General features: G+C 67.6%; 23 protein-coding genes and 1 pseudogene. 11 read left to right on the forward strand and 13 right to left on the reverse strand.

From position 1 onward, the window contains the following. A pseudogene (locus tag ON22_RS37635) lies at window positions 1-972 on the forward strand (hypothetical protein); the annotation flags it as partial. A gap of 417 nt (window positions 973-1,389) precedes the next feature. Here the strand turns inward: ON22_RS37635 and ON22_RS25790 are convergent. After that, the gene (locus tag ON22_RS25790; protein ID WP_051158083.1) at window positions 1,390-2,088 is read right to left on the reverse strand and encodes a DUF1707 SHOCT-like domain-containing protein; all 699 of its coding nucleotides are present in this window, start codon (window positions 2,086-2,088) and stop codon (window positions 1,390-1,392) included. Window positions 2,089-2,163: 75 nt separating this feature from the next. Beyond that, window positions 2,164-3,561, reverse strand: coding sequence for an AI-2E family transporter (locus ON22_RS25795; protein ID WP_081595843.1), 1,398 nt, complete (start codon window positions 3,559-3,561; stop codon window positions 2,164-2,166). A gap of 147 nt (window positions 3,562-3,708) precedes the next feature. On the opposite strand from ON22_RS25795, the gene ON22_RS25800 reads away from it, so the two are divergent. The 3 genes from ON22_RS25800 to ON22_RS25810 all read left to right on the forward strand — a co-directional run bounded on the left by ON22_RS25800 (window position 3,709) and on the right by ON22_RS25810 (window position 6,873). Beyond that, entirely contained in the window at window positions 3,709-5,256 is a 1,548-nt protein-coding gene (locus ON22_RS25800; RefSeq protein ID WP_051158094.1) for an adenylate/guanylate cyclase domain-containing protein, read from the forward strand. Window positions 5,257-5,324: 68 nt separating this feature from the next. After that, the gene (locus ON22_RS25805; protein WP_051158084.1) at window positions 5,325-6,428 is read left to right on the forward strand and encodes a lysylphosphatidylglycerol synthase transmembrane domain-containing protein; all 1,104 of its coding nucleotides are present in this window, start codon (window positions 5,325-5,327) and stop codon (window positions 6,426-6,428) included. Between the two features lie 73 nt (window positions 6,429-6,501). After that, a complete protein-coding gene (locus ON22_RS25810; protein ID WP_373280892.1) occupies window positions 6,502-6,873 on the forward strand; it encodes a DUF3054 domain-containing protein in 372 nt (123 codons plus the stop codon). 9 nt (window positions 6,874-6,882) lie between these two features. Here the strand turns inward: ON22_RS25810 and ON22_RS25815 are convergent, their stop codons facing one another. After that, window positions 6,883-8,499, reverse strand: a complete 1,617-nt coding sequence (locus ON22_RS25815; protein WP_255218558.1) for an NTF2-like N-terminal transpeptidase domain-containing protein — start codon at window positions 8,497-8,499, stop codon at window positions 6,883-6,885. A 367-nt stretch (window positions 8,500-8,866) separates the two neighbouring features. Here ON22_RS25815 and aroQ point away from each other — a divergent pair, with 367 nt between their 5' ends. Then, a complete protein-coding gene (gene aroQ, locus ON22_RS25820) occupies window positions 8,867-9,340 on the forward strand; it encodes a type II 3-dehydroquinate dehydratase (protein ID WP_033246524.1) in 474 nt (157 codons plus the stop codon). Here the strand turns inward: aroQ and ON22_RS25825 are convergent, their stop codons facing one another. Continuing rightward, window positions 9,341-9,796, reverse strand: a complete 456-nt coding sequence (locus ON22_RS25825) for a nitroreductase family deazaflavin-dependent oxidoreductase (RefSeq protein WP_033246525.1) — start codon at window positions 9,794-9,796, stop codon at window positions 9,341-9,343. It abuts the gene before it with no gap. Between the two features lie 272 nt (window positions 9,797-10,068). On the opposite strand from ON22_RS25825, the gene ON22_RS25830 reads away from it, so the two are divergent. Next, on the forward strand, window positions 10,069-11,166 hold the full coding sequence (locus ON22_RS25830) for a zinc-binding dehydrogenase (protein ID WP_033246710.1): 1,098 nt from the start codon (window positions 10,069-10,071) through the stop codon (window positions 11,164-11,166). Window positions 11,167-11,239: 73 nt separating this feature from the next. Continuing rightward, the gene (locus ON22_RS25835) at window positions 11,240-11,551 is read left to right on the forward strand and encodes a GNAT family N-acetyltransferase (RefSeq protein WP_033246526.1); all 312 of its coding nucleotides are present in this window, start codon (window positions 11,240-11,242) and stop codon (window positions 11,549-11,551) included. A gap of 285 nt (window positions 11,552-11,836) precedes the next feature. Here ON22_RS25835 and ON22_RS25840 read toward each other — a convergent pair whose 3' ends face one another. Beyond that, window positions 11,837-12,598, reverse strand: coding sequence for a lysophospholipid acyltransferase family protein (locus ON22_RS25840; RefSeq protein ID WP_033246527.1), 762 nt, complete (start codon window positions 12,596-12,598; stop codon window positions 11,837-11,839). Between the two features lie 160 nt (window positions 12,599-12,758). On the opposite strand from ON22_RS25840, the gene ON22_RS25845 reads away from it, so the two are divergent. Then, window positions 12,759-13,418, forward strand: a complete 660-nt coding sequence (locus ON22_RS25845; protein WP_033246711.1) for a YqgE/AlgH family protein — start codon at window positions 12,759-12,761, stop codon at window positions 13,416-13,418. 55 nt (window positions 13,419-13,473) lie between these two features. Here ON22_RS25845 and ON22_RS25850 read toward each other — a convergent pair whose 3' ends face one another. The 3 genes from ON22_RS25850 to ON22_RS25860 form a co-directional block, all read right to left on the reverse strand. Continuing rightward, entirely contained in the window at window positions 13,474-14,262 is a 789-nt protein-coding gene (locus ON22_RS25850; protein WP_033246528.1) for an ABC transporter permease, read from the reverse strand. Next, a complete protein-coding gene (locus ON22_RS25855; RefSeq protein ID WP_033246529.1) occupies window positions 14,259-15,221 on the reverse strand; it encodes an ATP-binding cassette domain-containing protein in 963 nt (320 codons plus the stop codon). The genes ON22_RS25850 and ON22_RS25855 overlap by 4 nt, the downstream gene beginning before the upstream one ends. Window positions 15,222-15,343: 122 nt before the next feature. Continuing rightward, window positions 15,344-15,856 carry an EXLDI protein gene (locus ON22_RS25860; protein ID WP_033246530.1) on the reverse strand — a complete coding sequence of 171 codons (513 nt, stop codon included), beginning with the start codon at window positions 15,854-15,856 and terminating at the stop codon, window positions 15,344-15,346. A 329-nt stretch (window positions 15,857-16,185) separates the two neighbouring features. Here ON22_RS25860 and ON22_RS25865 point away from each other — a divergent pair, with 329 nt between their 5' ends. After that, a complete protein-coding gene (locus ON22_RS25865; protein ID WP_033246531.1) occupies window positions 16,186-16,938 on the forward strand; it encodes an SDR family oxidoreductase in 753 nt (250 codons plus the stop codon). A gap of 57 nt (window positions 16,939-16,995) precedes the next feature. Here ON22_RS25865 and ON22_RS25870 read toward each other — a convergent pair whose 3' ends face one another. Genes ON22_RS25870 through ON22_RS25880 form a run of 3 tightly spaced genes read right to left on the reverse strand, consistent with a single transcriptional unit; the run spans window position 16,996 to window position 19,145 of the window. Then, entirely contained in the window at window positions 16,996-17,364 is a 369-nt protein-coding gene (locus ON22_RS25870) for an SCO6045 C-terminal-like domain-containing protein (protein ID WP_063820661.1), read from the reverse strand. Next, window positions 17,361-18,230 (reverse strand): MbnB/TglH/ChrH family RiPP precursor modification enzyme, encoded by an 870-nt coding sequence (locus ON22_RS25875; protein ID WP_033246532.1) that lies wholly within the window; start codon window positions 18,228-18,230, stop codon window positions 17,361-17,363. Before ON22_RS25875 ends, ON22_RS25870 begins: the two co-directional genes overlap by 4 nt. A 3-nt stretch (window positions 18,231-18,233) precedes the next feature. Continuing rightward, on the reverse strand, window positions 18,234-19,145 hold the full coding sequence (locus ON22_RS25880) for a TIGR04222 domain-containing membrane protein (protein ID WP_063820662.1): 912 nt from the start codon (window positions 19,143-19,145) through the stop codon (window positions 18,234-18,236). Between the two features lie 469 nt (window positions 19,146-19,614). Between ON22_RS25880 and ON22_RS25885 the strand changes: the two genes are divergently transcribed. Next, entirely contained in the window at window positions 19,615-20,310 is a 696-nt protein-coding gene (locus ON22_RS25885) for a glycoside hydrolase family 25 protein (RefSeq protein ID WP_231508741.1), read from the forward strand. Between the two features lie 40 nt (window positions 20,311-20,350). Here ON22_RS25885 and ON22_RS25890 read toward each other — a convergent pair whose 3' ends face one another. Continuing rightward, the gene (locus ON22_RS25890) at window positions 20,351-22,393 is read right to left on the reverse strand and encodes a PhoX family protein (protein WP_086007811.1); all 2,043 of its coding nucleotides are present in this window, start codon (window positions 22,391-22,393) and stop codon (window positions 20,351-20,353) included. 203 nt (window positions 22,394-22,596) lie between these two features. After that, window positions 22,597-25,488, reverse strand: a complete 2,892-nt coding sequence (gene leuS, locus ON22_RS25895) for a leucine--tRNA ligase (RefSeq protein WP_033246534.1) — start codon at window positions 25,486-25,488, stop codon at window positions 22,597-22,599. A gap of 343 nt (window positions 25,489-25,831) precedes the next feature. Between leuS and ON22_RS25900 the strand changes: the two genes are divergently transcribed. Then, entirely contained in the window at window positions 25,832-26,254 is a 423-nt protein-coding gene (locus tag ON22_RS25900) for an SdpI family protein (protein WP_033246535.1), read from the forward strand. Window positions 26,255-26,256 lie beyond the last annotated feature (2 nt).

Raw genomic sequence — 26,256 nt, forward strand, 5'->3', positions numbered from 1 at the left:
CTCAGGCGGTCAATCAGGCCCGGCACGCCCCGGCAGCCAGCCCGGTTCACCGCGACCCGGGAGCCCGTCGGGCCCGCCCGGCCCGGCAACCAGCCCGGAGCCGGCCGGCCGGCGAATCAACCCCGCCCCGACCAGCCCGGAAACCAGGCAGGGCAGCAGACCCCGCCGGGTAGTGGTGCGCCCGGCCGCCCGAACGCCGGACCGCAGCCGGGTCGATCCGGATTCGCGACGCCGACGCTGCGTGGGCTGTTCGCCTCCGAACCGGTCGAGGACGCCGAGAGCCGCGAGGTATCCGGCCGCACGGTCTACCCGACCGCCGCGGACGCCCCGCCGCTGCCGCCGACACCGCAGCAGGCGCGGATAAACAACGATCCGGCAGCACCGCGGCAGGACAACTCCCTGCGGCTACCCGGCGTATCCGGCCGGCCCCCGGCGCCGCCGCGCCCGGCCGGTCCACAGCCGTCCGGTGGCAGGCCCGGCCCCGAGCCCGGTCGGCCGCCGGCCCCGCCGCGCCCGGTTCAGAACCAGCGGCAGCCCGGTTACCCGGACTCGGGTTCCGCACCCGATCAAGGCTCGCAACCGCGGCCGATGCCCCGCGTTTCCAACCCCGGCAGTGGATCTCCGGCCGCGCCGCAGTCGGGCCTGCCGGACCTGCCGCGCCGCGTACCGCGTGGCCTGCCACCGGAAATGCCCGCGCAGTCCCGTAATCCGGAACCGCCGGCGCGACCTGCCCCGCCGGCCCGGCCGCGACCCGACAGCTTGGCCGAGCAATCCGCCGGATCGGCGGGCCCACAACAGGAACCGGACCCCCGGGAACGCAACAGCATCGAATCCTGGATGGCAGGTCTGCGATCGGCGCGCCGGCAGCAGGCCGGGACGCCGGCTACCGCCGATGAGACGGGCCGGCACCACGGTGAAGGACGTTCGGTCAGCGTGAACGAATTGCTGCGCCGCCGCGAGGATCCCGAGTAGCGCTGCTGTTCGTGGGGTTATCGTGCTCTGGGCGAGGCTCGTGCACGTCGGTTGCACACCCGTGGCGTCCGCTGTCTCGGGTGCTGGTCGGCATTGCGGCGCCCGGGCGATGACCGTGCTGCAGATCGCTCCCGGCGACCGTAGTTCCGAGACCGGCTGTTACCCCGCCGATATCGGGGCGCTACGCAGCCGGTCGAACCACCGGCTGACCGCAGCCTCGAACGCGTGCGGGATGTCGCGGCCCAGTCGGGTCGCCGAGGGCCGTTCGAGGCACCACATCGACAGGTCACGGGAGGCGCTTGGCCTACACCGGTTCGAGCGATCGGTCAGTTGTGCTGTTTGCTCCCCCCGTGAACTTGTGCCGCGGCAACACCGCGAGGCTCGCGCCACGGCAACGCCGCGAGCCTCATACCCGGTTCAGTGGCCGAGCAGGCGCCGCCAGTGCGCCATGAAGGGCTGTTTGGCGGTGACCGATCCGAACCGGACCCGGCCGTGCACCAAGAGATGTAGCGGACCGATCGGGGGACCGCTGCGTACCTTGTTGTTCACGCTGGACCCGATCAGTTCCAGCCGGTCCAGGTCGACCGTCGCCTCCTGCGGAACGATCAGGGTGAGCGAACTGGCGTAATCGTCCACTTGGATCTCCACCACCTGGGTGGTCATCACCGCCTGGGTGAAATCCAGGGTTACGCCGGAGAGCCAGCTGTTGACCCGCAATACCGGCGCGACCTGCCAGTCGCCGCGGCGGGTGACCCCCGACATCCGCGGGCGGATGATTCCGCCCTGCACGACGCCCGACAGCGGCGCCCGCGCGGTATCGCCGGGCTGCGGCAGCGGCGCGGGTTTGCCCGGGCCCGCCTGCGGCGCGCTGGGTTCGCCGATCAACCGTACGCCCGGCAGATCGACGAGCACGGAATTCAGCTCACCCCGGGTCTTGGCGGCGAGCGCGGTATCCATCCGTTCGGTGAACTCGCCCAGCGACAGCATGCCCATACCCACCGCGCGTTGCAGCAACTGTCCGACGTGTTCCCGTTCGGCATCGGAAACACGCAGGTCCCGGTTGCCGACCTGGCTACCGGGACCCGCACCGTCGAATACCGGATCGGGGCCATTCATGGTGTCGAGATTACCCAGCAGCGGCCCGGTCCCGCATCAGGGCATTCCCCGATACGGTGGGCCTTCGCTGCCGGATCAGGCCTGGTGACCTCCGGTTTCATCGGCGGCCGCCGGATCGGACGGCGGAGTTTTCCCGGGGTGCCCATCCGATGGGCCGGCGTCCCCGACGGTGGTGGGCTCCGCAGCGGTGGCGAATACCGGCTTCGGCGCCGATTCCGGTGCGGGCGGATCCAGAGGTTCAGCGTCGGCCGACCGCGGCAGGACCAGCCTGCGCTGCGCTTCGGCGAGCAGCGCGGCGATCGCGAATCGCCCTGTCCCCTCCGAACCGGCGGCCGTGGGATATTCGGGTGAATCGGGTTCGGCCGTATAGATACCCTTGCGGTCCGCGGCCAATTCCGCGATCAGTTCCTCGGGGTCCTCGGCGAGTAGTGAGCGGATCGCGGTGTTCAGCACCGCCACCAGCGGTACCGCCAGCAGACCGCCCGCGATACCGCCCAGTACCAGGCCCGCGGCGATCGCCAGCACCACCGCGAGCGGGTGGATCCGCACGGCCCGGCCGAGCAGCAGCGGTTGCAGGACATGGCCTTCCACCTGCATCACCGCGACGATGATGCCCAGCACGATCAAGGCGGTGACGAAACCTTTGGTCACCAGGGCGATGAACACCGCCACGAAACCGGCCAGGAACGCGCCGATGATCGGGATGAACGCGCTGATGAACACCAGCGAGGCCAGCGGTAGCGCCAGCGGGACCCCCAGCAGCGCCAGTCCGGCGCCGATACCGATCGCGTCCACGGCCGCGACGGCGACGGTGGCCCGCACGAAGCCCACGAGCGACCCGAAGCCGAGTTCCCCCGCGGTCCGCACCCGTTCGCGGTGCGTGCGCGGCACGATCCGGGTCACGAATTCCCAGATCTGATAACCGCTGTAGAGGAAGAAGATGAGGATGAACAGGGTGAGGAAAATCCCGGTGAGGATATGGCCGATCATCGTCGCGGTGGTCAGCGCCCCGCTGGTCAGCGTGTCCTGATTGGACTGGATGGCCCGGATCGCCGCATCGCCGGCCGTACGGATCTGGTCGTCGCTCAGATGCATGGGGCCGTTGATGAGCCAGTCCTGCACCTTGTGAATGCTGCCGGTGAATTCGTCGGACAGCTGCGGCACACCCACCACGAACTGTTCCACCACAAAGGTGACGACCCCCGCCACCAAGCCGAGCGAACCGACCAGTGCGACCAGGACCCCGAGCCCCCGCGGCACACCGCGGCGCTGCATCCAATCCACCAGCGGAGCCAGCAACGCGGCCGCCAGCAACGCGATGGCCAGCGGAATCACCACGGTATCGAGCCTCCGCACGGCCGCCGCGAGCACCGCCACCAGGGCGAAGATCACCAGCAGACGCCAGGCCCATTCGGCGGTCTGCCGCACGATCGGGTGAACGGCGTCTGCAGCAGTCGGTTTCGGCTCGGTCACCCGGCCGAGCCTAACGAGCGCAGCGGGAACAGGCCCGGCACCGGGCCGCGCCCGGCCTGCGGCGCCCAACCCGGGAGCGCCGGGTCGTCGGGGCCGGACGCTAAGTTAGTACTTGTGTCAGCGCCATTGGAAGCGGTCAAACAGACCATGCATACGCGCTGGCCGCTGTACCTCACCTCGATGTTGCTCGCGAACGCTTTCGGTGCGGTGCTGGTGTGGGCGTTCATCCAATACGGGCTGCCGGTGCCGGAGGGCGAGCAACCCGGAACCCGCCAGATCGGGCTCCTCGTACCCGCGGTGGTGTTCGTCACCGGCGGGGTACTCAGTGTGGTCGCCTCGGCGCTGATGCTGCGGCCGGTGATGCGCTGGCAGGTGCGCGGCGGACCACCCAGCCGGCAGGAACAGATGGCGACCCTGCACGCTCCGCTGCGGCAGGCGATCCTGCATCTGGCGCTGTGGATTCTCGGTGGCGCCGTCCTGGCCACCGCCATCATCTCCGAGACTCCGGCGCTGGCCGGTACGGTGATCATCACCGAATGCATGGCCGCGACCATCGTGTTCGGTTTCACCTACATGCTGGGCGAACGGATTCTGCGCCCCGTCGCCGCCGAAGCTCTCAGCGCGGGCCGTTTCGACCACACCCTCACCCCCGGCGTCGGTACCCGGATGGCGATGACCTGGGGTATGGGGACCTTCGCCCCCACCATCGCGATCGTGCTGCTGTGCGTGACCCAGATCTCGTCGGACGTCAAATTCTCGGCGCAGTCGCTGGCTGTTTCGATCCTGCTGCTGTGCGGGGTGGTGATAATGCAGGCGCTGGCGCTGTCCATGCTGACGGCGTCGAGTATCTCCGACCCGGTCCGTCAGCTCAGTCAGGCCATCGACCAGGTGCAGAACGGTTCCCGCGATGTACAGGTCGAGGTTTTCGACGGGAGCGAGATCGGGCTGCTGCAGGTCGGTTTCAACCGGATGATGGAGGAGGCCGCGAGCCGGCAGCGTCTGCAGGAACTCTTCGGCCAGCATGTCGGCGCCGAAGTGGCGCAGCGGGCCCTGGATTACGGTACCGAGCTCGGCGGGGAGACCCGGTTCGTGGCGGTGCTGTTCGTCGATATGGTCGGTTCCACCGCGACCGCCGCCGAACATCCACCGACCGAGGTGGTGAATCTGCTCAACGAATTCTTCCGCGTGGTGGTCGATGTGATCGATCGCCATCACGGATTCGTGAACAAGTTCGTCGGTGATGCCGCGCTGGCGATATTCGGTGCCCCGCTGGACCGCCCGGACGCGCCGACGGCGGCGCTGGCCGCAGCCCGGGATCTCCGCATGGCATTGCGATCGGTTCCCGGCCTCGATATCGGTATCGGAGTTTCGGCCGGGTTGGCGGTGGCGGGCAATATCGGTGCGGCCAACCGATTCGAATACACGGTGATCGGTGACCCGGTGAACGAGGCTTCACGGCTCACCGAACTCGCGAAAGATCATCCGGGCCGGACGCTGGCCTCGGGGTCGGCGCTGTATTTCGCCGAGGAGAGCGAACAGCGGAATTGGACCGCCGGCGAGGAAGTGCAGTTGCGCGGACGGCGCCGGAAGACGAGATTGTCCTGGCCGAGCGATTCCGTGGACGCAACCAGCACAGTGCCGGCCGCGGCGGCCATCGAATCGGCACCCCCCGTCGACGAGGCGGAACGCGCATAGCACGCGCTCCCGGGAGCCCCGGCTGCGGGGCCGGGCCGCAGGCCACCGGCGTCCATTAGGCTGGGCTCGTGACTGCCAACGGTGATACAGCGGATACGCCTGCTGTGTCCCGGGCAGACGAAACGCCGGAGAATCGGAAACGCTCCCGGAGATTCCGCTGGCTCAAATGGCTGGCCGTTTCCGTACTGCTGCTGTTGTTGACCGGGGAAGGGATTTATCTCTATCCCCGGCTGCATGAGTCGTGGCAGAAACTGACCGAAATCCATTGGGGCTGGGTTGCGGCGTGTATCGCATTGCAAATGCTGTCCATGTCCGGTTTCGGCCGGGTGCAGAAGCAGTTGTTGAAAGCGGGCGGCGTCGAGGTCAGGCAGCATAAATCGGTGGCCGTTGTGTACGGCGCGACGGCCATGTCGGTCACGTTGCCGGCCGGCCAGGTCTTCTCCACCGCGTTCACCTACCGCCAGACCAGGCGCTGGGGCGCCAGCCCGGTGGTCGCCTCGTGGCAGCTCGTCTTCTCCGGGGTCGTATCGGCCGCCGGACTCGCCCTGCTCGGTGTCCTGGGCACGGTGCTGGCCGGTGGGCGGATCGGCCCGGTCAACCTCATCGTGTCGGTGGCCGCCGTGGTGGCGCTGGTCTGGGCGGGTAACTACGCATCCCGCCATCCGGGCACCCTCGAAGGGGTGTTCCGGCGCGGGCTGGCCCTGGCCAACCGCCTGCGCAAACGTCCCTCGGATGCGGGACGAGAGAAGATCCGGGAGATGCTGGCCCAGGTCGAATCGGTGGATATGGGCACCCGCGACGGCGCCTGGGTCACCGGTTGGGCGGTAGTCCACCGGCTCGCCGATGTCGCCTGCCTGGGCGCCGCCTGTTATGCCATCGGCGGCGACCCCCGGTGGGCAGGTCTGCTGATCGCCTTCGCGGCCGGTAAGGCGGTGGGGTCCATCCCGTTCGCACCCGGCGGCATCGTCTACGTGGACGCGACCTTGATCTACGGGCTCACCGCGGCTGCGGGGCTGCCCGCGGCCCAGGCGGTCGCCGCCGCGTTCGTCTACCGGCTGGTGAGTTTCGTCCTGATCGCCGTCATCGGCTGGGTCGTCTTCGCCTTCCTGTTCCGCAATCGCAATGCCGAGGACGACGAATACGAGCAGGAGTTCACCCGGCGCAACGCCTGACCCCCGTGCGGACGCATCGGGGACAGGTCTGCGGACGGAGTTCGCCGGATTGCGACCCATTATGCTGCGCAGTGTGAGATGGCTGGGACCGATCGTTGTCGATGCGCTGCTGGTGGTGCTGTTCTGCGTTATCGGGCGCCGCAGCCACGACGAGGCGATACTCGCCGGTCTGCTGCGTACCGCGTGGCCGTTCGTGATCGGACTCGCGGTCGGCTGGATCGCCGCCTACCTGCTGTACCGCCGGCGCCGGGAAACCGAATCGTTCAACGGTATGCGCCTGCGGCCGACCGGCCTGGTGATCTGGTCGAGCACCCTGGTCGTCGGTATGGCGCTGCGGGTGGTCAGCGGCCAGGGCACGGCGGTCAGTTTCATCATCGTGGCGGCGTCGGTACTGGCCTTGTTCCTGCTCGGCTGGCGGGCGGCGATCCGGGCGCTCAACCAGTAACGCCGGACCTCACTCGTCGGGTTTCGCGAACGATGCGAGCATCCGCTCACCCATCCGCACGACCATATCGCCGCTGTCGACATCGGCGATATGGATGGCGAAGGCCAGATCACCCATGGTGGCGATGAGCCAGCCGTCGTCGCCGGCCTTGGCGGAATACCCGGTGACATCGCGGAACCCGCGCAAGCGCGCCATCTGCGGTGCCTTCATCCCGTCGTGCAGCACCCGGCGCGCCGCATCGGCGACCGGTCCGGGTAGCGGCCCCGTCGGGGCGTCGGTTTCGCTCGGGCGGCCCCGTTCGATCATCGGTGGCCGCAGCGTGCCGTCACCGATGGCCGCCGCCGCGATCGCCATGCCGAAGGGGCTGGCCAGCAGTGCGTCCGAACCACCGCCCTGACGGACCGGTTCGGCGTCGCCGGCGCCCACGGGTCGACCGGTGACCTCCTCCAGGCCGGGCACCCGGAAGTCCACGCCCACACCGAGTGTGGCCGCGGCTTCCACTGCCTCGGCATCGGAGACATCCTTCGCGGACTTCCCCTCGGACGCCGCGGCGACCGCCCGGAACAGTTCCATCATCCCGCCCGCCGGGTACAACCCGGTGAACGCGACCGGCCCCTGGGCGCTGGAATAGTTGTTCTGGGCCACGGCTACCACAGCCCCGGTGGACGGCTGGGTGACCACGATCGAGGCCGGTGAACCGACGCTGACCACCGCATCCTCGGCGGCGCGTTGTAGCCGCTGGTCCATGGTGCCGGCGATATCCGGGCCGGCCGGGCCTTGATGACCGGCCAATTGTTTGACGAATTCCCCGTTTTCGAACAGTTGGACCGCCCAGCCGGAATGCTTGTCCTGGCTTTCCTCGAAAACATTGGTCATGGCGTCGAGCATCGGGGAGAAGACCCGGCGATCGGAGACGATCAGCCGCGGCTCCTTTTTCATCACGACACCCGGAATCGGGGCCATCTCGGGTTCCAGGATCGCGAAATCGCCTTCGCGCAGGCTCACGGCCGTAATGGGTTCACCGCCGGACGCGGCCAGCTTTTCCCGCAGCGCCGCACCGGTGATCAGCGGGGCGACCGGTTCGATGGCACGGGACAGTGCATCGGTGGAGGCGACCTGGTCGGGCATCCGCGCGGGATCGAGCTGGATGACATTGATCGTCTGCTGGGTCATCAGTGGTTTGCCGATATTGTCCACCACGCGCGGCGCCGGTTCGGGCGTGGTCCGCACCAGCCGGACGGTGCGATCGTGCTCGAGCTGCGGCATCACCACGGCCGGATCCCAGGAGATCTTCCACCCGTCGGAGAGTTTGCGGATGGTGCCTTCCAGATTGTAGGACCAGTCCTTGCGCTCGCCGAAGCTCCAATGCACGTCCAGGTTGAAGATCCCGGTTTCGGCATCCAGTCCGATGAATTGCGTTTTCTCGTAGTCGACATGGCCGGTTTCGAGCCCGTCGAACATTTGCTCCAGAGTTGCCGATGCGGCAGACGGGTAGGAGGTCAGTTCGGCTGCCGCGGTGTGATCACCCTCGTCGAGCAGTTCGGTGAATTGGTCGACGACCGATTCGGGACCGGCCTGCTCGGTGCCGGACCCGCACGATCCCATCGCGATTGCCAGAGCCGCCACCCCCGTAAGGGCCACTGCGCCCCGGAAGCGAAAGCGGCGGGATCCCCACACATCCATGTCGCCCACTCTTCACTCTTGCCACTCCAGTAACAAGACCACCGTACCTGAAAAATGCCTGCTTGCGAGTGCCCGCAAACCCGAAACCATAGCTCGTTCCACTGTGTGTAGTTGTGGCCGTACCCAACTCGCCGCCGAACCGGCCGTGATCGTTTACCGGACCGTCGGAGGACACCCGGCTTCGCTACGCTACCGATCGATCCACGGCGCTGTGGCGTTACCCCGCAAGTCCGGTTCCACTGCAGAGATACCCCGTAACGGTAGCCCAGAACCCTCGGCGCGCGTTCGGGGTGTCGGTAGGGTTGCTGTCATGCCCGACGCCTCCTTCCCGCAAACCTCGAGCAGTCCGATCCTCGTTCTCAACGGGCCCAATCTGAATATGCTCGGTACTCGCCAGCCCGCGGTGTACGGCACGGAAACCCTCGAGGATGTAATCGAATTGTGCCGTCGGGCCGCCGCGGCGCGGGGCCGGGAGATCGCGCATTTCCAATCCAATTCCGAAGGCGAGCTGATCGACCGTATCCACGGCGCGCGCGGGACGACGTCCGGAATCGTGATCAACCCGGGCGGGTTGACCCACACCTCGGTCGCGTTGCGGGACGCATTGGTCATACCGGAGGTGCCGATCGTCGAGGTGCACATCAGCAATGTGCACGCCCGTGAAGAGTTCCGCCGGCACTCCTACATCTCACCCATCGCCGAGGCGGTGGTCGCCGGAATGGGCAGCTACGGCTATGTCGCCGCCATCGATTTCCTACTGTCCCGCGGCGCGACCACAGCCTGATCAGCGCTCGGAAGCCAACCGGAAAACCGGGAACCCCGGCGCGATTTCGGCGAGCTGCGCGTCGGTGGCGTTCTTGGTGACGCCTTCGAAGAACCGGTCGACCTCCCAGCCCCAGCGTTCCAGGTAGTGCCGCAGCAGCGGGATCTTGTCGGCATCGGCGACCTCGGCCGCGGTGAACGTCTCGGTTTTGCGACCGAGCCGCAACTCGCCCGTACCGGCGACCCGCAGATTGCGCACCCATTGGGTATGCCCGCGCGGCGCGACGAGATAGCGCTCACCGTCGGCAGCGGTCATCACATTGACCATCGTGGTCCGCCACTCGCCGGATTTGCGGCCGCGTACGGCCAGCAACCGGGAGCCGGCGATGCTGATGCCCAGTTTGGGCAGCACATTGACGATGCGGTTGAAGATCGGGTCGAAACCGGTGGGGGCGAGGTAACGGGTGGCGGCGGTCATCGAGTCCTCCTTAGCGAGCAGTGCTCTCTGTTGTGAATAACGATCGCACTTTGCGGCCACTAAGTCAAGAGCACTGCTCTCTGAAATGTCGCGCAACAAACGTCCACTGGGTGGGTTGGCGGATATCAGCACGGCGGAGGGCCGGCGGCCGGGACGGGGTGTCGGGGGATTTCGCCGAAGTAGGTCCCGTGGCGGGGTGGTTCTGAGACGGTGATGGGAGCGCCCCCAGTCGCGAGTTCGGGGGCAACGAGTGAGTGGCGGAGGAGGATGCTGTGCAGGCCGCAGTTTTCTACGGAGGCGAACCCCGGCTGGTCGTCGAGGACATCCCGGTACCGCAGCCCCGGCGGGGCGAGGTACTGCTGCGGGTGACCGCCTGCGGGGTCTGCCACACCGACCTGCATGTTCTCAGGTCCGAGGTGAAGTTCCCGGCCCCCGCAGTGCTGGGCCACGAGGTTTCCGGTGTCGTCGAACAACTCGGCGAAGGCGTGGCGAATATAGCGGTGGGCGATAACGTGGTGTGCAGCTTCATCATGCCGTGCGGGGATTGCCGGCACTGCGTGCGCGGAGCCGAGGATCTGTGCGAGAAATTCTTCGCACACAACCGGCTCAACGGCACCCTCTACGACGGTACGAGCCGACTCGCCCGCCACGACGGGACACCGCTGGCCATGTACTCGATGGGCGGACTGGCCGAATACTGTGTCGTGCCCGCCTCCGATGTCTTCGCCGTGCCCGCGGAGGTCGGCCTCGACGCGGTCTCGATCCTGGGTTGCAGCTCGTTCACCGCGCTCGGCGCGATCCACACCGCCGAACTCGGTCTCGGCGATCGGATCGCGGTGGTCGCGGCGGGCGGTGTCGGCTCCTCGATCGTGCAATTCGCGGCGGCCGCGGGGGTCGCCCAGATCATCGCCGTCGATATCAGCGACGAAAAGCTTTCCGCCGTCGCGAAACTCGGCGCAACACAGACGGTGAACTCCCGCACCGAGGACGCCGCCGCGCGCGTCCGGGAACTCACCGGCGGCCACGGTGTGGACGTGGCCTTCGAGGCGCTCGGCAGCCCCGCCACCTTCGCGACGGCGCTGGATATCCTCGACGACGGCGGCCGGGCGGTGGTAGTGGGTATCGCGCCCGCGGGCTCTACCGGCAGTATCGACCTGGCCCGGCTGGTCCGGCGCAAGCTCCAGATATTGGGCTCCTACGGCGCGAAAGCCCGCACCGATATGCCGGCCCTGTTGCGGATGGTCGCCGCGGATACGGTGCGACCGCAGGAGGTCATCACCCGCCGCTACCCCCTCGCGCAGGCCGACGAGGCGTACCAGGCGCTCGCCCGCGGGGAGATCGTCGGGCGAGCGATCATCGAAATGTCCTGACGCCAGAGGCGACTCGCCGCACCGACTACCCGATCGAGGCGAATTTTCGTGGTCGAACGAGTAGCGTCGAGCCATGCCGACGGACGTCCGCAACAACACCGCACTGGAACGCTTCGAGATCACGGTCGACGGCGAGGTAGCGGGCTATATCGAATATCAGGACACCGCCGGTGAACGGGCGTTCGTCCATACCGAGATCGACCCGCGCTTCGAAGGCCAGGGTTACGCCCGCGACCTGGTCGAAGCGGCATTGCATGCGACCGGCGCCGAAGGGCTCGGCGCGCTGCCGATGTGCCGGGTGGTCGGGCATTTCATCGAAACCCGGCCGCAGTACCTGTCGATGGTCCCGCACTGGGCCCGCGACCGGCTCGGACTGCCGCAATGACGCGCTCCGCTGCGCAGGCAGACGCAGCAGGCCGCTGGAAACGCGGTACGCACACCGCACTGTTGCGCCGACGTCTCAGAACTACCCCGCCACGGGACCTACTTCGGTAGAGATCCCCCGGCATTCCCGCCCGTCCCCTCCGCCGTACCGATACCCACCCAATAGACGTTTGCTGCGGCCCAACCCGCCCCTTTACGGATGGTCGACCCCGACGGCAGGGATATCCGGATAAGACTGCTCGGCTCGAGCGGGGAGACTGCCGACGCGACGCGGCACGCCCTCCGATCAGTACCCGGCGACCGCTCCGTCCAGCGCCAGCTGTAGATCGGTGCGGACCAGGCGGGCGATCTCGGCCGGGCGGGCCGGTAGCTCGGTGCGGGGGACGGTGAAATGGAAGCTCGCCGATTTCGCTTCTTCCTTGGTCGGCTCCACGGTGGGGTCGGCGCGCGGACCGTAACTCAGCCCGAGGCACAGCAGCGCGGGCGCGACACCCAGCTTGGCGGCCCGGAACGCGATATGCCCGATCCCGGTGCCGACCGGCTGAACCTGTGCCGGGTCCACATCGTTGCAGGTGCCCTCCGGGAAAACGGCCAGGCTGTCGCCCTCGGCCAGGCGTTCGGCGCAGATATCCATCATGCGCTGCCCGGCGGCGTTCACCGCCCGCAATCCGTGATCGGTGCCGCGGAACACCGGGATCCCACCCATCATGTCGATCCGACGCCGCAGTTTCTCCTCGACGAACAGTTCGTCCTTGGCCAGCACGCGGGTCCGCCCGATAACCGGCCGCAACTCACTGCGCCACGCGGCCGCCGCCAGCGTGTACGGATCCAGCCGGGAGAGGTGGTTGACCGCGACCAGCAGCGGAGTGCGGGCACGAACGAGTTCGCGGATGGCGGTGCGGGCACCGTCGGAGTAGCTGACCCGCGGCCGGTAACGCCGCCCGAGCAGGGCATAGGCCCCCGTCGCCTGGATCCGGTTCTGCCGGTGCGCACGGTAGAAGTCGTACACGTCGTCGCTGTTGCCGAGAAGCACCTCAGGGGGTCGCATACGGCTGACTCTACGAGCATGGGGCAGGCGCGTCAGGCCGGGAGTCGGCGGGCAGCGGCGTATGTCCGGATGGCCCGGAACCGGCGCCCATCCGAACACTGCGTGAAGCGAACGGGTGATCAGAGGGGCGCAATCGCGCAATAACTGCGATGATGGCCTGGTGGCGCAGGCAGATGACCCCGATGATCGCAAGACCCGGGGCGGCCGCGGTGGCGGGCACGAACCCGACCCTGGTCGTCGCGGTAGCCGGCAGGACGAGCAGATGGTGCGGGCCGGCTCACTACTCGTTTCCTCGACCGATCTGGCCGAGCCGACGTTCCGCCGGACGGTCGTCTACATCATCGAGCACAACGACGCCGGAACCCTGGGTGTGGTGCTGAACCGGCCCAGCGAAACCGCGGTGCACGATGTGCTGCCGCAGTGGAGCGAGGTCTGCGCGCAGCCGCGCATGCTGTTCGTGGGTGGCCCGGTCAAACGTGATGCGGCGCTGTGCCTGGCTACCGTCCGGGTCGGTGCGTCCATCGACGGCGTGCCCGGCGTACGGCGGGTCGACGGCCGGGTGGTGCTGGTGGATCTGGACGCCGCCCCGGAGCGGATCGGAGCACTGGTCGAGGGTGTCCGGATTTTCGCCGGGTACGCCGGCTGGACCTTCGGTCAGCTGGACAGCGAGCTGGACAACGAGGATTGGATCGTGGTGTCGGCGCTGCCCAGCGATCCGATCACCAGCCGACGCACCGATATGTGGGCCGAGGTGCTGCGCCGGCAGCCGTTGCCGTTGTCGCTGCTGGCCACCCACCCGATCGAGGTCGAACGCAACTAGACGCCGAGATCCCCGCCGCAGGACGGCGGGGATCCGGGGGTGTCCGGCAGTGGTCTCAGCGGCCCTGCCGCCGGAACACCGTGGTCGACCAGAGGAAACCGCCGAGGCCGAGCACCAGGCACCAGCCCAGCGAGATCAGTGCGTTGTTGCCGATCTCGGAACCCATCAGCAGGCCGCGCAGGGTTTCGGTGAACGGTGTGAACGGCTGATAGTCGGCGAACCAGCGCATCACGGTCGGCATGGTGTCGGTCGGCACCAGGCCGGACCCGAGGAACGGCAGCATCATGATCGGGAACGGCAGATTGCTGGCGCTCTCCGGATTCGGTGCGATCAGGCCGAAGGCAACCGACAGCCAGGTCAGTGCGAACACCACGAGCAACAGGAAACCGATCGCGAGGACCCATTCCACCGGGGTCGCCGACGGCCGGAAACCCATCAGCAGCGAAACCCCCAGCATGGCGGCGACGGCCAGGAAGGCCTGGATCAGCACACCCAGCACATGCCCGGTGAGCAGCGCGGACTGGGCGATGGCCATGGTCCGGAACCGGTTGACGATGCCCTTGGTGACATCACTGCACACCGAGACCGCCACCGATGCGGTCAGGTAGGCCGGCAGCATCAGCAGCATCCCGGGCACCAGATAATCGATGTATTCGCCGCCGAGACCGGGCTCCAGGGCACCGCCGAAAACGTAGTTGAAAATGGCCAGCAGGACGATCGGCATGACCGTGACGGAGATCGTCATACTCGGGTAGCGACGCGCCTGCAGGAGGTTGCGGCGCAGCATGGTCCAGGAATCGGCCAGTGGGGCGGCCGCGCGCGGCGCGTGGGTCAGGGTGGTCATCGCACGGGTTCCTTGTCTGCGGTGGGGGTTCCGGTGAGGGTGAGGAAAACATCGTCGAGGTTGGGGGTGTGCACGGACAGGCCTTCGGCGGGCAGTCCGTAGGAATCGATCCGGTCGAGTACCGCCCTGAGCGAGCCGAGGCCGCCGTCGCCGGGGACGGCCAGGGTGAACTCGTCGGTGAGCGGGCGCGCGGCGGAACCGAAGACGTCGGCCGCGGCCCGGAGTCCGGCGGCGTCGGCGAACTGCACCCGGATATGACCGCCCGGTACGAGCCGTTTCAGCTCCGCGGATGTGCCCTCGGCGACGATCCGGCCCTGGTCCAGTACCGCGATCCGGTCGGCCAGCTGGTCGGCTTCCTCCAGGTATTGGGTGGTGAGGAAGACGGTGACGCCGTAATCCTGGACCAGGCCGCCGATGATGTCCCACATGGTGCGCCGGCTGCGCGGATCGAGCCCGGTGGTGGGTTCGTCGAGGAAGATGATGCGCGGATCGCCGACCAGGGTCATCGCCAGATCGAGCCGGCGGGTCATACCGCCCGAATAGGTCGAGGCGGGTTTGTCACCGGCGTCGGTCAGTTCGAAACGGTCCAGCAGTTCCTGGGCGAGTTCCTTGGTGCGCCGCCTGGGCAGGTGGTGCAGATCGCCCATCAGGTGCAGGTTCTCTCGCCCGGTCAGGAGTTCGTCGACGGCCGCGAACTGTCCCGTGACCCCGATGACCGAGCGCACGGCGTCGGGTTCTTCGGCGGGGTCGTATCCGCCGACGCGGATCTCGCCGGCGTCGGCGGCGATGAGGGTGCTCAGGATCTGCACCGTGGTGGTTTTCCCGGCACCGTTCGGGCCGAGTAGCGAGAATATCGTCGCCTCGGGGACGGCGATATCGACTCCGCCGAGCACGATCTTGTCCCCGTAGGATTTCCGCAGGCCGGTGGCGCGGATCGCGGGGCTGCGCCCGTTGTTCATGATGTTCCTTCCGTGTAATACATATTCGAATGCGAATAAGGGCATGTTTTATCGACACCGCTCCCCCGGTCGCGGTGTGGGTGTTTCAGTCGGTCAGCGGCGCGCGCCGCATCCGGAAAAGATCAGATATCGAGTTCTTCCACCTGGGGCCGATCGGCTATATCGGAGACCCGCCGGTACAGCTCATCCGGGATCTTTCCCTTCAATTCCGCCAGCGTGTCGGTGACGGTGAGCTGGTAATCGCCCCAGTCCTGTTCGATACCGAGCATGCGCCGCCAGTTCTTCAGATCGCGCAACCAGTTCTGCGATTCGGGATAGTCCGACCACTTCGAATACTGCGCATGCAAGGCAAATTTGCCTTTCCTGCCCTGGAACACCCGCAAGTGCTCCATCCCTTCGTCGTTGACGTCCCGGTGTTCACCGAGCAGCGAACCCTGGAATCGCACCTGCCGGACCCCGTTGTGACCGACCCGAAGCACCACTTCGTCGAAGCCTTCGAGCCGGCCTTCTTCGAGCTCGATGAATCGCCGCAGCGCGGTGACCACCGCGCCGGACAGATTGCCGCCGACGAGCTCCTGCGCTCGCTGGAACAGGGGCAGATCGTCATCGGCGACGTAGATGGTCTTATTCGGCATGAACCCACTATATGTAGAAGTATACGTATAGACAAGAGGGTGGTTCCGATCAATCGGAAAACCCATCTTCAACAGGGAGGATGCCGCCGACTTCTACCGAGGTGACAACTGCTGGATACAGGCCGTCCGGCCAACCTCACCCGAGCCGGGTGATCCCCTACCGGGGCCTGCTCCTGGTTTCCTTGAACCCGCAGCGCGGTGACCGATAGCCCGGCCACCGCAGCACGGCGGGACCACTCCCGCGCCGTGCGCAACACCGGACACCCAGAGCAACCGACTTCCGTGAAATTCCCCGGCGCGACCGGGGCCATGCCGTGAAAGGCGGGAGAATGAAACACGTAGTCGTAGGCGGTACCGGACGAATCGGCTCGCAGGTGGTGCAGAAACTGGCGGCGGCCGGCCACGAGGCCGTTCCCGCGGCACCGTCCACCGGCGTCGACCTCATCACCGGGAAGGGTTTGGACGAGGTGCTGGCCGGCGCCGATGTGGTGACCAATGTGGCCAACTCGCCCACCTTCGGCGAAGCATCCCTGGATTTCTTCCGCACCTCGATGGACAACCTGCTCGCCGCGGGCGAGCAAGCAGGTGTGAAACATCAGGTCGTGCTCTCGATCGTCGGCGTGGACAAGGTGCCACAACTGGACTACTACCGCGCCAAAGCGCGGCAGGAGCAGATGGTGAAGTGGGGTCCCACGCCGTACTCCATCCTCCGGGCCACCCAGTTCTTCGAGTTCATGGATTCGGTGCTGTCCTGGACCGCCGACGGAAATACCGTCCGGCTGCCCGGCACCCGTCTGCAGCCGATGGCGGCCGCCGATGTCGTCGACGCGGTGGTCGAAGTCGCCACCCGCGCTCCGCTACAGGGGATCCGCAATATCGCCGGGCCGGAGGTCTTCACATTGGACGAACTCGGCCGGATCACCCTGGCGGCGCAGCACGACGACCGTCTCGTCGTCACCGACGAATCGGCCGGTATGTTCGCTGCCGTCCCCGGCGACGCCCTCCTCGCGAGCCCGGACACCCCGCTGGCCGGTACCCACTACCGCGATTGGCTCCGCGACCACGCCGCGGCCGCCCCATAGACCCGGAACCGGTCGAACGCCGCCCTCCGAGCCCCGGCACTCAGGCCGTCGGACTGCTCAACGACTACGGCAGCCACTCAGCATGCGACGGAACCGGGACAACAACATGGTGCGTCCGCCGGATGGCTGCGGCTCCGGCGGCCACTGCACACCGTTGTCGCGGGCGAACGCGAGCGCGTCGGCCACGGTGGTTGCCTTCGGGCGGCCACGGGCCCAATCGATGTAGCGGGCAGTGAAATCCGGACCGGTGGCGTGGACCAGGGCGGGATAGTGCACGGCCGTTTCACGGGCACGTTTGCGCAGGAGCGCCTCCGCTGTGGCCTGCACTGTGACCGGGTCGAAACCGGGCGGCACGGGTCCACCCGCCACCAGTGCGCGCACCAGCGCGGCCTGCCGCTCGGCCAGGCCGGAACCCGGTTCGGTCATCGCCGGACCGCCCGGGCCGTCGCAGTGATCGGGGCGCGGGCGGCGGCATTGCTGATCGCGTCGAGTTCATCGAGCAGTTCGTCGGCCGGTGGGTAGTTACCGTCTCGTTCGAGCATCAGTGGAACAGGGTGGTCGCGGACGAATTCGGCGACGAGTGTCAGGACCTCGGCCGGGACCGGATGCAGGTGGGTGTCGTGATACCGGCCGCCGGCTTCCACACCACCGGCGATATGGCAGTAGGCGATTCGCTCGGTGGGCAGCCGGCGCAGTTCGGCCAGCGGGTCGCGGCCCCGATTACGAGCATTGGCATAGACATTCGCGATATCCAGCAACAGGTGGACCCCTGTCCGCTCGACTATTTCGGTGAGGAATTCCGCCTCGGTCAGCTCGTCGTCGGGCCATTCGAGCAATGCGGCGATATTCTCCACCGCCAGCGGAACCCCGATGCCGTCCTGGGTCCGGGTGATATTGGTGACGAGCACCTCCAGCGCTTCGGCCGTCCGCGGTACCGGAAGCAGATGGCCGGCCTCCAGGCCACCGGCCCGTACGAAGGCGATATGTTCGCTCACCAGCGGCGCCGCGAGGGCCTCGGCGCAGAGCGCTAATCGGCGCACGCGGGCTTCGGACACCGGTTCCGCGCCGCCGAGCGACAGCGAGACACCGTGCGGCACAACATACGTGCCGTGCCCCCGGAGCGTAGCCAGCTCCACCGGAACGACAACCTCATTCGCATTCGGCCCGTTCTTCACAGGCAACGATTCGGCGATGACCTCGCAGAAATCGAGTCCGTCCAGTTCCGCGATCACACCGCATATCTCTGGGCGCCAGCCGATTCCGAGCGCGGTTTCGGGTAGCGGGCCGATCATCGGTCAGCCACCGCATCCACCACCGCAACCACCGCCGCCACAGCCACCACCGTCGCCCCCGCCGCCGCCGCCGTCGCCGCCGCTTCCGCCTTCGCCCCCGCTTCCTGCCGGTTCCGCGCTGTAACCCGACATCGCGGTATTCAACCCGGGATCGATCAGCATCAGTGCCTGCACACCGAACAATGCGACCGCCAGACCGGCGGCTGCGGGGCCGAAGGACGGGTACGACGGTATTGCCGACGGACGCAGGTGAAAGTTTCCGATGAGCGCCTCCTGCTTTGCGGCCTTGCCCCTTCCGGTGACCCGCCGCACGGTCACCACGCGCCACCAGGCCACGCCCAGCAGTACCAGTACAACCCCCAGGAAGAACACCGGATTGCTGTTGGACAGCCCCGCGATCAACCGGACCACCCCGAAGAGACCGACCACCACGATCGGCAGGCCCGCCTCCCGTAGCTCCTTCGAAAACTGCGGCCCGGTCATATATCCGCGGTCCACCAAGCCCGCGCGCAACCGGTCCAGGTCCGTGCGCATACGGCGCGTCACCTCGGTGATGCTCTGCGGCGACTTACCGAGATGGCCTGATACCGCGACCGTGAACAGGTCGAGCCCGGCGGGAGCCCGCGACCCGGTGGAACATCCCTGCGCATCGATCAGTTCATGACTGCGCAGCAGCGCGACCGAGGCCATCACCGCGCGCTCATCGCTGGTGAGCAGGCCGAGCTCGGGTGCGCTCAGATCCGCCGCGAGAGCGCTCGCCGGCGCATGGACGACCCGGTGCCGCAACCAGAACGCGACACCGACCGCGAAAATCGCGACCGGAACATACAGTTGCAGGAAACCGGTACCGGAGATACCCCAGGTCTCCGCCGCCGCCAGCGCGACCTCCGCAGCCGGCCAAGGCACCGTGCGCATACCCACCTCCGGTGTTCCATGTTGTCCAACCAGTATCCGGGCTGTTCCCGACCGCGCCACGCCGATTCGGTGGCAAAACCGTGAACCGCGAATGGCAGCTCGGGTATCCGCCCTGCTCACGCGCGGCGGCGGCCCGAGCCCCGGCGGAACCGGCCGCGACGATATCGGTGCCGATTCACGGCGCGGTCTTACCCGGTAGCCGCCCTGACGGTGCATAGGGTCGGTGTCCATGAACCCTGTCCGTTGGAGACCGACTGCACCGTTGCGCCGCCTCCTGCGGCGCGGACCCGGCGACCCGCACGACCATCGCACGGCGGCGGAAAACCATCCCCCGGCCGCGGCCTGTGCGCCGGGTAGCGAACGAGCGATACCCCGCACAGAGCAGCCGCTATCCCGAGCCCGGACGGTCCTGAACCGAACCGGCAACCGGGTAGGCGGGCGCCTGCTGCGAAAGGCCGCGGTGGGCGGGGTGGTGGTGTGCGCGGCAGCTTTCGGCGCCTGTCCCGCGGCAACCGCCCAGCCGACCGGCCCCGACGTCTCGTCCTGGCAGCACGACAGCGGGCGGCCCATCGACTGGTTCGCCGTGCGCGGCGCGGGCCACGGTTTCGCCATGGTCAAGGCCACCGAGGGCCTGCACTACGTCAACCCGTACTTCGTCCAGGACAGCCTGCACATGCGGGTCGCCGGGATGGCTCGCGGCACCTACCACTACGCCCACCCGGATCTCCCGCCGGAACCGCAGGCTGCGCTCTACGCCGCGGTCGTACTGGGACAGAACGGCCCGCTGGATCTGCCGCCGGTACTGGATATCGAGCATTCCGGCGGACTCCCGCCCGCCGCGCTGATCGACTGGACCCACCGCTACCTCAACACGGTCCAGGCGCTGACCGGCCGCGTTCCGATCATCTACACCTACCCGACCTTCTGGAAGACCGCGATGGCCGACAGCGACCAGTTCCACCGCTACCCGCTGTGGATCGCCGACTACCGCGACCGCCCGCAACCGGAGGTCCCCGGCCGCTGGCCGGCGTGGACGTTCTGGCAGCAGACCGATTCCGGTTCCATCCCCGGTATCCACGGCCCCACCGATGTGAACGTCTACAGCGGTGCCCAAGGAGATTTCAACCGGTTCGCCCGGATGGGCGGTCTCACCGGCAGCGGATAGAACGACCCCGCCTCCGGCCGGAACCGTTGCGGCGCAGCGGTTACTCGACGCCGATCCGGCCACCACCGGCCTTCCAGACCGCCACCACGGCCGGGCGCGGCTGCGAGGTGCCGCCGTCCGGCCAGTGCGACGCCGGTGCCTCCACCGAGGCGTCGTCGGTTTCGCCCGGATGCTGGACGCAGACGATGACCCGTTCCTCGGTGATCACCGGGCCGCAGGTCTCGCCGCCGACGGGGACCGACAGGAACTGTTTGGTCTCGCCGCGGCGGTCACCGTCGAGGACCACCGCGAACAGTCCGTCGTTGGCATCCAGGGCGTTACCGTCGGTGCTGATCCAGAGGTTGCCGTACGGGTCGAAGGCGAGGTTGTCGGGGCAGGAGATGGGGCTGACCTTCGTCTTGTCGTAGCCGGCGAAATAGGTGTCGGCGGCGGCCGGGTCACCGCAGACGAGCAGCAGCGACCAGGTGAATTCGGTGCCCGCGTGATCGTCGGTGAGCTCGAGGACCTGCCCGTTCTTGTTCTCGTTGCGCGGGTTGGCCTCGTCGGCGGCGGCTTCGCCGTCGGTGCCGCGTTTGCTGTTGTTGGTCAGCGCCACGTACACCTTGCCGGTTTTCGGGCTGGCCTCGAAATCCTCGGGACGGTCCATTTTGGTGGCGCCCATCTTGTCGCCGGCGAGGCGGGTGAACACCGCGACCTCTTCGGCGGTCATCCCGTCCACCAGCGATTCTCCGCGGCCGTCTTCCCCGGTGCGCAGGATCGGGATCCACTGCCCCTTACCGGTGAAGCCCTGATCCGAGGGCACGGTGCCGGAACCGTCGATCCGGTCCGGGTGATCGCCGGTGAGTTTCGCGACGTAGAGGGTGCCGACATCCAGGATGGTGCGGTTGTGGCGGCGGCTCGCGGCACCGGTGCCGGGTTCGATCTTGCGGGTGGAGACGAACTTGTACATGTAGTCGAAGCGTTCGTCGTCGCCGCTGTAGGCGACCACGGTGCCGTCGGCCGTGACATGGATATTCGCGGCCTCGTGCTTGAACCGGCCCAGCGCGGTGTGCTTGACCGGTGTGGACTGCGGATCCCACGGATCCACCTCCACCACCCAGCCGAAACGGTTGGCCTCGTTGGGTTCGGCCGCGATATCGAAACGTTTGTCGAACTTCTCCCAGAAATGCGGGGAATCGGATTCGCCGATGCCGTAACGGTCCAGCCGTTCGGCGGCGACGGGGTCGGCTGCCTTACCGATGAAATAGGCGTTGAAATTCTCTTCCCCGGAAAGCACGGTGCCCCAGGGAGTCACCCCGCCGGAGCAGTTGTTGATCGTGCCCAGGACCTTGGTGCCGGTGGGGTCGGCGGTGGTCTTCAGCAGGGCGCTACCGGCGGCAGGACCGGTCAGCTCGAACTCGGTTGTCGCGGTGATGCGCCGGTTGTACTTGCCGAAAACGGGTTTCAGCCGTCCGGTTCCGGGCTCACCGTGCACCTCGACCACCGATAGGCCGTGCGCCGCCATGGCGATGTCGACCTGCTCCTTGCTGATGGCCTCGGGTTCGTACCCGGGGAACATGAACACCTCGGTGGAGTATTCGTGGTTCACCACCAGCAGGTATTTACCGGGCTGTCCCTCGATCGGCAGCAGTCCCGCGAAATCGTTGTTGTAACCGAACTGCCTGGCCTGGGCGGCGGGAGTCTGGCCGTAGAAATCGAATTCGGGTGCGTCCTCGAACAGCGGGTCGCCCCAGCGGATCACCACACCCTGTTCGTAGCCGTCCGGAATGACGACGGCATCCTCGGTGTTCGGCGCGACCGGCGCGAACCCGGTCCCCATTCCCTGCCCGCTCTCGGCGCTCCCGGCCCCGGCGTCGTCACCGCAGGCCGCGAGGGTACCGGCGGCGCCGATCGCGACCACCGCGGCCGCCCCGCCCTGCAGCACCCGGCGCCGGGAGATCCCGGCCACGATATCGCCGAAGTAGGTGTTCGACGAGGTGTTGGGCACCTCGTGGAAGCAGGCGTTACCGCATTTGTACTGGCAGGTCACGCGCGACCGGGATCCGGCCGGTTGGTGTGCGACGAAGAGCGCAAGAGGTTTCACAGTGGACTCCTGTTCCGGGCTGAACGCACGCACGCTAGCCGACGCAGGCAAGTCCGAAGAGTCTCGCAGATTAACTACCGGCCAACACGGTAGCCCGGGAATTGCCGAGCCACCGTGTCGGGCGGTCACGAGTCAGGCCGTGACCCGGCGCATGAGCGAGGGCCAGGTGGTGGCGCTGTGCTACCACTTCCGGGCCGACTCGCTCATGCGACGATATTGACCAGCCGGCCCGGCACCACGATCAGTTTGCGCGGCGCCTTCCCGCCCAGCAGCGCGGCGATCTTCTCGTCGGCCAGCGCAGCCGCCTCGATCGCGGCCTGATCGGCCTCCGGATCCACCTGGATACGGCCGCGGACCTTCCCGTTCACCTGGATCGGATACTCCACGGTTTCCGCCGTCAGCAACGCCGGATCGGCCACCGGGAACGGGCCGTGCGCCAGCGAACCGGTGTGCCCCAGGCGTTCCCACAGTTCCTCGGTCATATGCGGAGCCAGCGGCGCCAGCATCAGCACCACCGGTTCCACGGCCGAACGCGGCGCACCCTTCGGGTAGGCCTTGGTCAGGTGATTGGTCAGCTCGATCAGTTTGGCGCCGGCGGTGTTGTCGCGCATGGCCGCCAGATCCTCGTCGACCCCGGCGATGGTCCGGTGCAGCAACCGCAACGTCTCATCGGACGGATTGTCCTCGGTGACCCGGGTCGCGCCGGTCTCCTCGTCCACCACCAGCCGCCACACCCGCTGCAGGAAACGGTGCGCGCCGATAACGTCCTTGGTGGCCCACGGCCGGGACGTATCCAGCGGGCCCATCGACATCTCGTAGAACCGGAACGTATCGGCCCCGTACAGATCGCAGATCTCGTCGGGGGCGATGGCGTTCTTCAGCGATTTGCCGATCTTGCCGTATTCCTGGTTCACCTCGATCTCGGTGCCGGTGGCGTCGGTCCAGTAGAACTTGCCGTCCCGGTCGACCACCTCGGCCGCGGGAACGTAGACGCCACGTGGATCGGTGTAGGCGAATCCCTGGACATAGCCCTGGTTGAACAGGCGCCGGTACGGTTCACTGCCGCTCACCTCACCCAGGTCGAACAGCACCTTCTGCCAGAACCGGGCGTACAGCAAGTGCAGTACGGCATGTTCGACACCGCCCACGTACAGATCCACACCACCCGGATCGTCCGCACCGTGCTCGGCCGGGCGCGGACCCAGCCAGTAGTTCTCGTTCTCCTTCGCGCAGAACACCGCGGAATTGCTGGGATCGGCGTAGCGCAGCTGATACCACGAACTGCCCGCCCACTGGGGCATGACATTGGTATCGCGGCGGTAGGTGCGCGAGCCGTCCCCCAGATCCAGTTCCACCTCCACCCAGTCGGTGGCCTTTGCCAGCGGCGGGGAAGGTTCGGAATGCCTATCGTCCGGGTCGAAGGTGACCGGGGCGAAATCGTCGAGTTCGGGTAGCCGCACCGGCAGCATGGATTCCGGCAGGGCGTGCGGGGCACCGGATTCGTCGTAGACGATCGGGAACGGTTCGCCCCAGTACCGCTGCCGCGCGAACAGCCAGTCCCGCAGCTTGTACTGCACGGTGCCGGCACCGCGGCCGTCCGCTTCCAGCCGCGCGATCACGGCGGCCTTGGCGTCGGCGATGGTCAACCCGTTCAGGTAGTCGGAGTTGATCGCCGGGCCGTCACCGGTGTAGGCGTCACCGTCGAAATCTTCCGGCGGCTGCACGGTCCGGATGATCGGCAGGCCGAATGCGGTCGCGAAATCCCAGTCGCGCTGGTCCTGGCCCGGTACAGCCATGATCGCGCCCGTTCCGTACCCGCTCAGGACATAGTCGGCGATGAAGACCGGCACCTGCGCGCCGTTCACCGGGTTGGTGGCGAAGGCCCCCAGGAAGACGCCGGTCTTCTCCTTGTTCTCCTGCCGCTCCAGATCCGATTTCGCCGCGATGGCCTTGCGGTAGGCGGCGACGGCGTCGGCCGGGGTCGCGCTGCCTCCGGTCCAGCGGGTATCGGTATCGGCCGGCCAGGTGGCCGCGGTCAGCGCATCGACCATCGCGTGTTCCGGGGCCAGCACCATGTAGGTCGCGCCGAACAGGGTATCGGGGCGGGTGGTGAACACCTCCACATCGCCCGCCGCGGTGGCGAACTCGACCCGGGCACCACGCGAACGCCCGATCCAGTTGCGCTGCATGGCCTTGACGTTCTCCGGCCAATCCACATGGTCCAGGTCGTCGATCAGCCGGTCGGAGTAGGCGGTGATCCGCATCATCCACTGCCACAGCTGCTTCCGGAACACCGGGAAGTTGCCGCGTTCGCTGCGGCCGTCGGCGGTGACCTCCTCGTTGGACAGCACGGTCCCCAGGCCGGGGCACCAGTTCACCATCGAATCGGTCTGGTACACCAGCCGGTACGAGTCGATCAGCGCGCGCCGCTCGGCGGCGGACATACTCGCCCAGTCCTTGTCGCCGGGCGCCGGGCGGGCACCCGAGGCGAACTGCCGCTCCAGCTCCTCGATCGGCCGGGCCCGGTCGGCCTCCTGGTCGTACCAGGCGTTGTAGATCCGCAGGAAGATCCACTGCGTCCACTTGTAGTACTCGGGGTCGGTGGTGGCGAAGGACCGCCGCCGATCGTGCCCCAGGCCCAGCCGGTCCAGCTGCCGCTGCATGGTCGCGATATTGGCCTCGGTGGTGTCGCGCGGATGCGCGCCGGTCTGCACGGCGTACTGCTCGGCGGGCAGGCCGAACGCGTCGTAGCCCAGCGCGTGCAGCACATTGCGCCCGTGCATCCGGTGGTACCGGGCGAACACGTCGGTGGCGATATAGCCCAGGGGATGCCCCACGTGCAGCCCCGCCCCCGACGGGTACGGGAACATGTCCTGCACGAACAGTTTGTCCGCCGGCACGTCCCCGGCCAGCGGGCCCACCGGGTTCGGCGCATGGAAGGTGCCGCGCTCGATCCAGCGCTCCTGCCACCGGCTTTCGATCTCCCCGGCGAGCGCAGCGGTGTACCGATGGGCGGGCGTATCGTCGCCCCGGCCGGGGGCGCCGGTGTCTACCGAGCTCTGCCCGGCCGTCTCGGTTGCGCGGGAGTCCTGCACGGTCCTGCCTTCTTCTAGCTGCTGATGGGGAGAAATCCGTCGTCGAACAGCGTAAGACTTGCCCCCTGACAAGCCCAAAAGGGTGGGTGAATCCGTCGCGCCCAGCCACCGGACCGAATGAGACACAGCCCGCGCGTCGCAGCCAATGCTGCTCGCGGACCTCGGCGCCGACGTGGTCGAGGAGGCCATCACGACCGGTTGGCGCGGTACTTACGGTGCATACCGACGGGCCGATCTCGGTCGGCGACCGGGCCCTTGCACGAGGGTGTGACCTGGGTCTACTTCCCCGCGACCGCTCCGGCCGAGCTTCGGCCCGGCAAACCCTCTGCGGTATTCTCGGCTGGTGCTTGTCGTCGCGATTCTGCTGTTCGTCCTGGCCCTCGTTGCCCTGACGACGGGCGTGCTCGGCTTCTTCGGCCGTCTGCCCGGCAACCGGTATATCGGTGTGCACACCGAAGCCGCCCTGCGCGATGAGACCGCATTCCGCACCGCGAACCGGATCGCTGCCCCCACCTCGGTGGTTTCCGGCGCGCTACTCGCCGCCGGCGGGCTGGTGGTGCTGGCCGCGAGTACGCTCACCGGCATCCTCGTGACCGTGGGCGTGCTGGTCATCGCGCTGTTCACCCTCGGCGCGGGCGCCAATGCGGGCGCGCGGGCCGCCGAGGCCATCGCCCCGCCGCCGGAGACCGGCGGCTGCGGCGGATCCTGCGGGGGATGCTCGCTGAAGAGCACCTGCGAACCGGCCGCCGGCTCACTGCCGGCCTGATC

This window comes from Nocardia carnea NBRC 14403 (genome assembly GCF_000308515.1).
GTDB lineage: Bacteria > Actinomycetota > Actinomycetes > Mycobacteriales > Mycobacteriaceae > Nocardia > Nocardia carnea.

Coding starts and splice junctions, on each gene's coding strand:
- ON22_RS25875 (WP_033246532.1), bottom strand. CDS start 18,230: ATGATCGGCCCGCTACCCGAAACCGCGCTCGGAATCGGCTGGCGCCCA.
- aroQ (WP_033246524.1), top strand. CDS start 8,867: ATGCCCGACGCCTCCTTCCCGCAAACCTCGAGCAGTCCGATCCTCGTT.
- ON22_RS25790 (WP_051158083.1), bottom strand. CDS start 2,088: ATGAATGGCCCCGATCCGGTATTCGACGGTGCGGGTCCCGGTAGCCAG.
- ON22_RS25860 (WP_033246530.1), bottom strand. CDS start 15,856: ATGCCGAATAAGACCATCTACGTCGCCGATGACGATCTGCCCCTGTTC.
- ON22_RS25800 (WP_051158094.1), top strand. CDS start 3,709: ATGCATACGCGCTGGCCGCTGTACCTCACCTCGATGTTGCTCGCGAAC.
- ON22_RS25835 (WP_033246526.1), top strand. CDS start 11,240: ATGCCGACGGACGTCCGCAACAACACCGCACTGGAACGCTTCGAGATC.
- ON22_RS25870 (WP_063820661.1), bottom strand. CDS start 17,364: ATGACCGAACCGGGTTCCGGCCTGGCCGAGCGGCAGGCCGCGCTGGTG.
- ON22_RS25840 (WP_033246527.1), bottom strand. CDS start 12,598: ATGCGACCCCCTGAGGTGCTTCTCGGCAACAGCGACGACGTGTACGAC.
- ON22_RS25825 (WP_033246525.1), bottom strand. CDS start 9,796: ATGACCGCCGCCACCCGTTACCTCGCCCCCACCGGTTTCGACCCGATC.
- ON22_RS25850 (WP_033246528.1), bottom strand. CDS start 14,262: ATGACCACCCTGACCCACGCGCCGCGCGCGGCCGCCCCACTGGCCGAT.
- ON22_RS25855 (WP_033246529.1), bottom strand. CDS start 15,221: ATGAACAACGGGCGCAGCCCCGCGATCCGCGCCACCGGCCTGCGGAAA.
- ON22_RS25880 (WP_063820662.1), bottom strand. CDS start 19,145: ATGCGCACGGTGCCTTGGCCGGCTGCGGAGGTCGCGCTGGCGGCGGCG.
- ON22_RS25865 (WP_033246531.1), top strand. CDS start 16,186: ATGAAACACGTAGTCGTAGGCGGTACCGGACGAATCGGCTCGCAGGTG.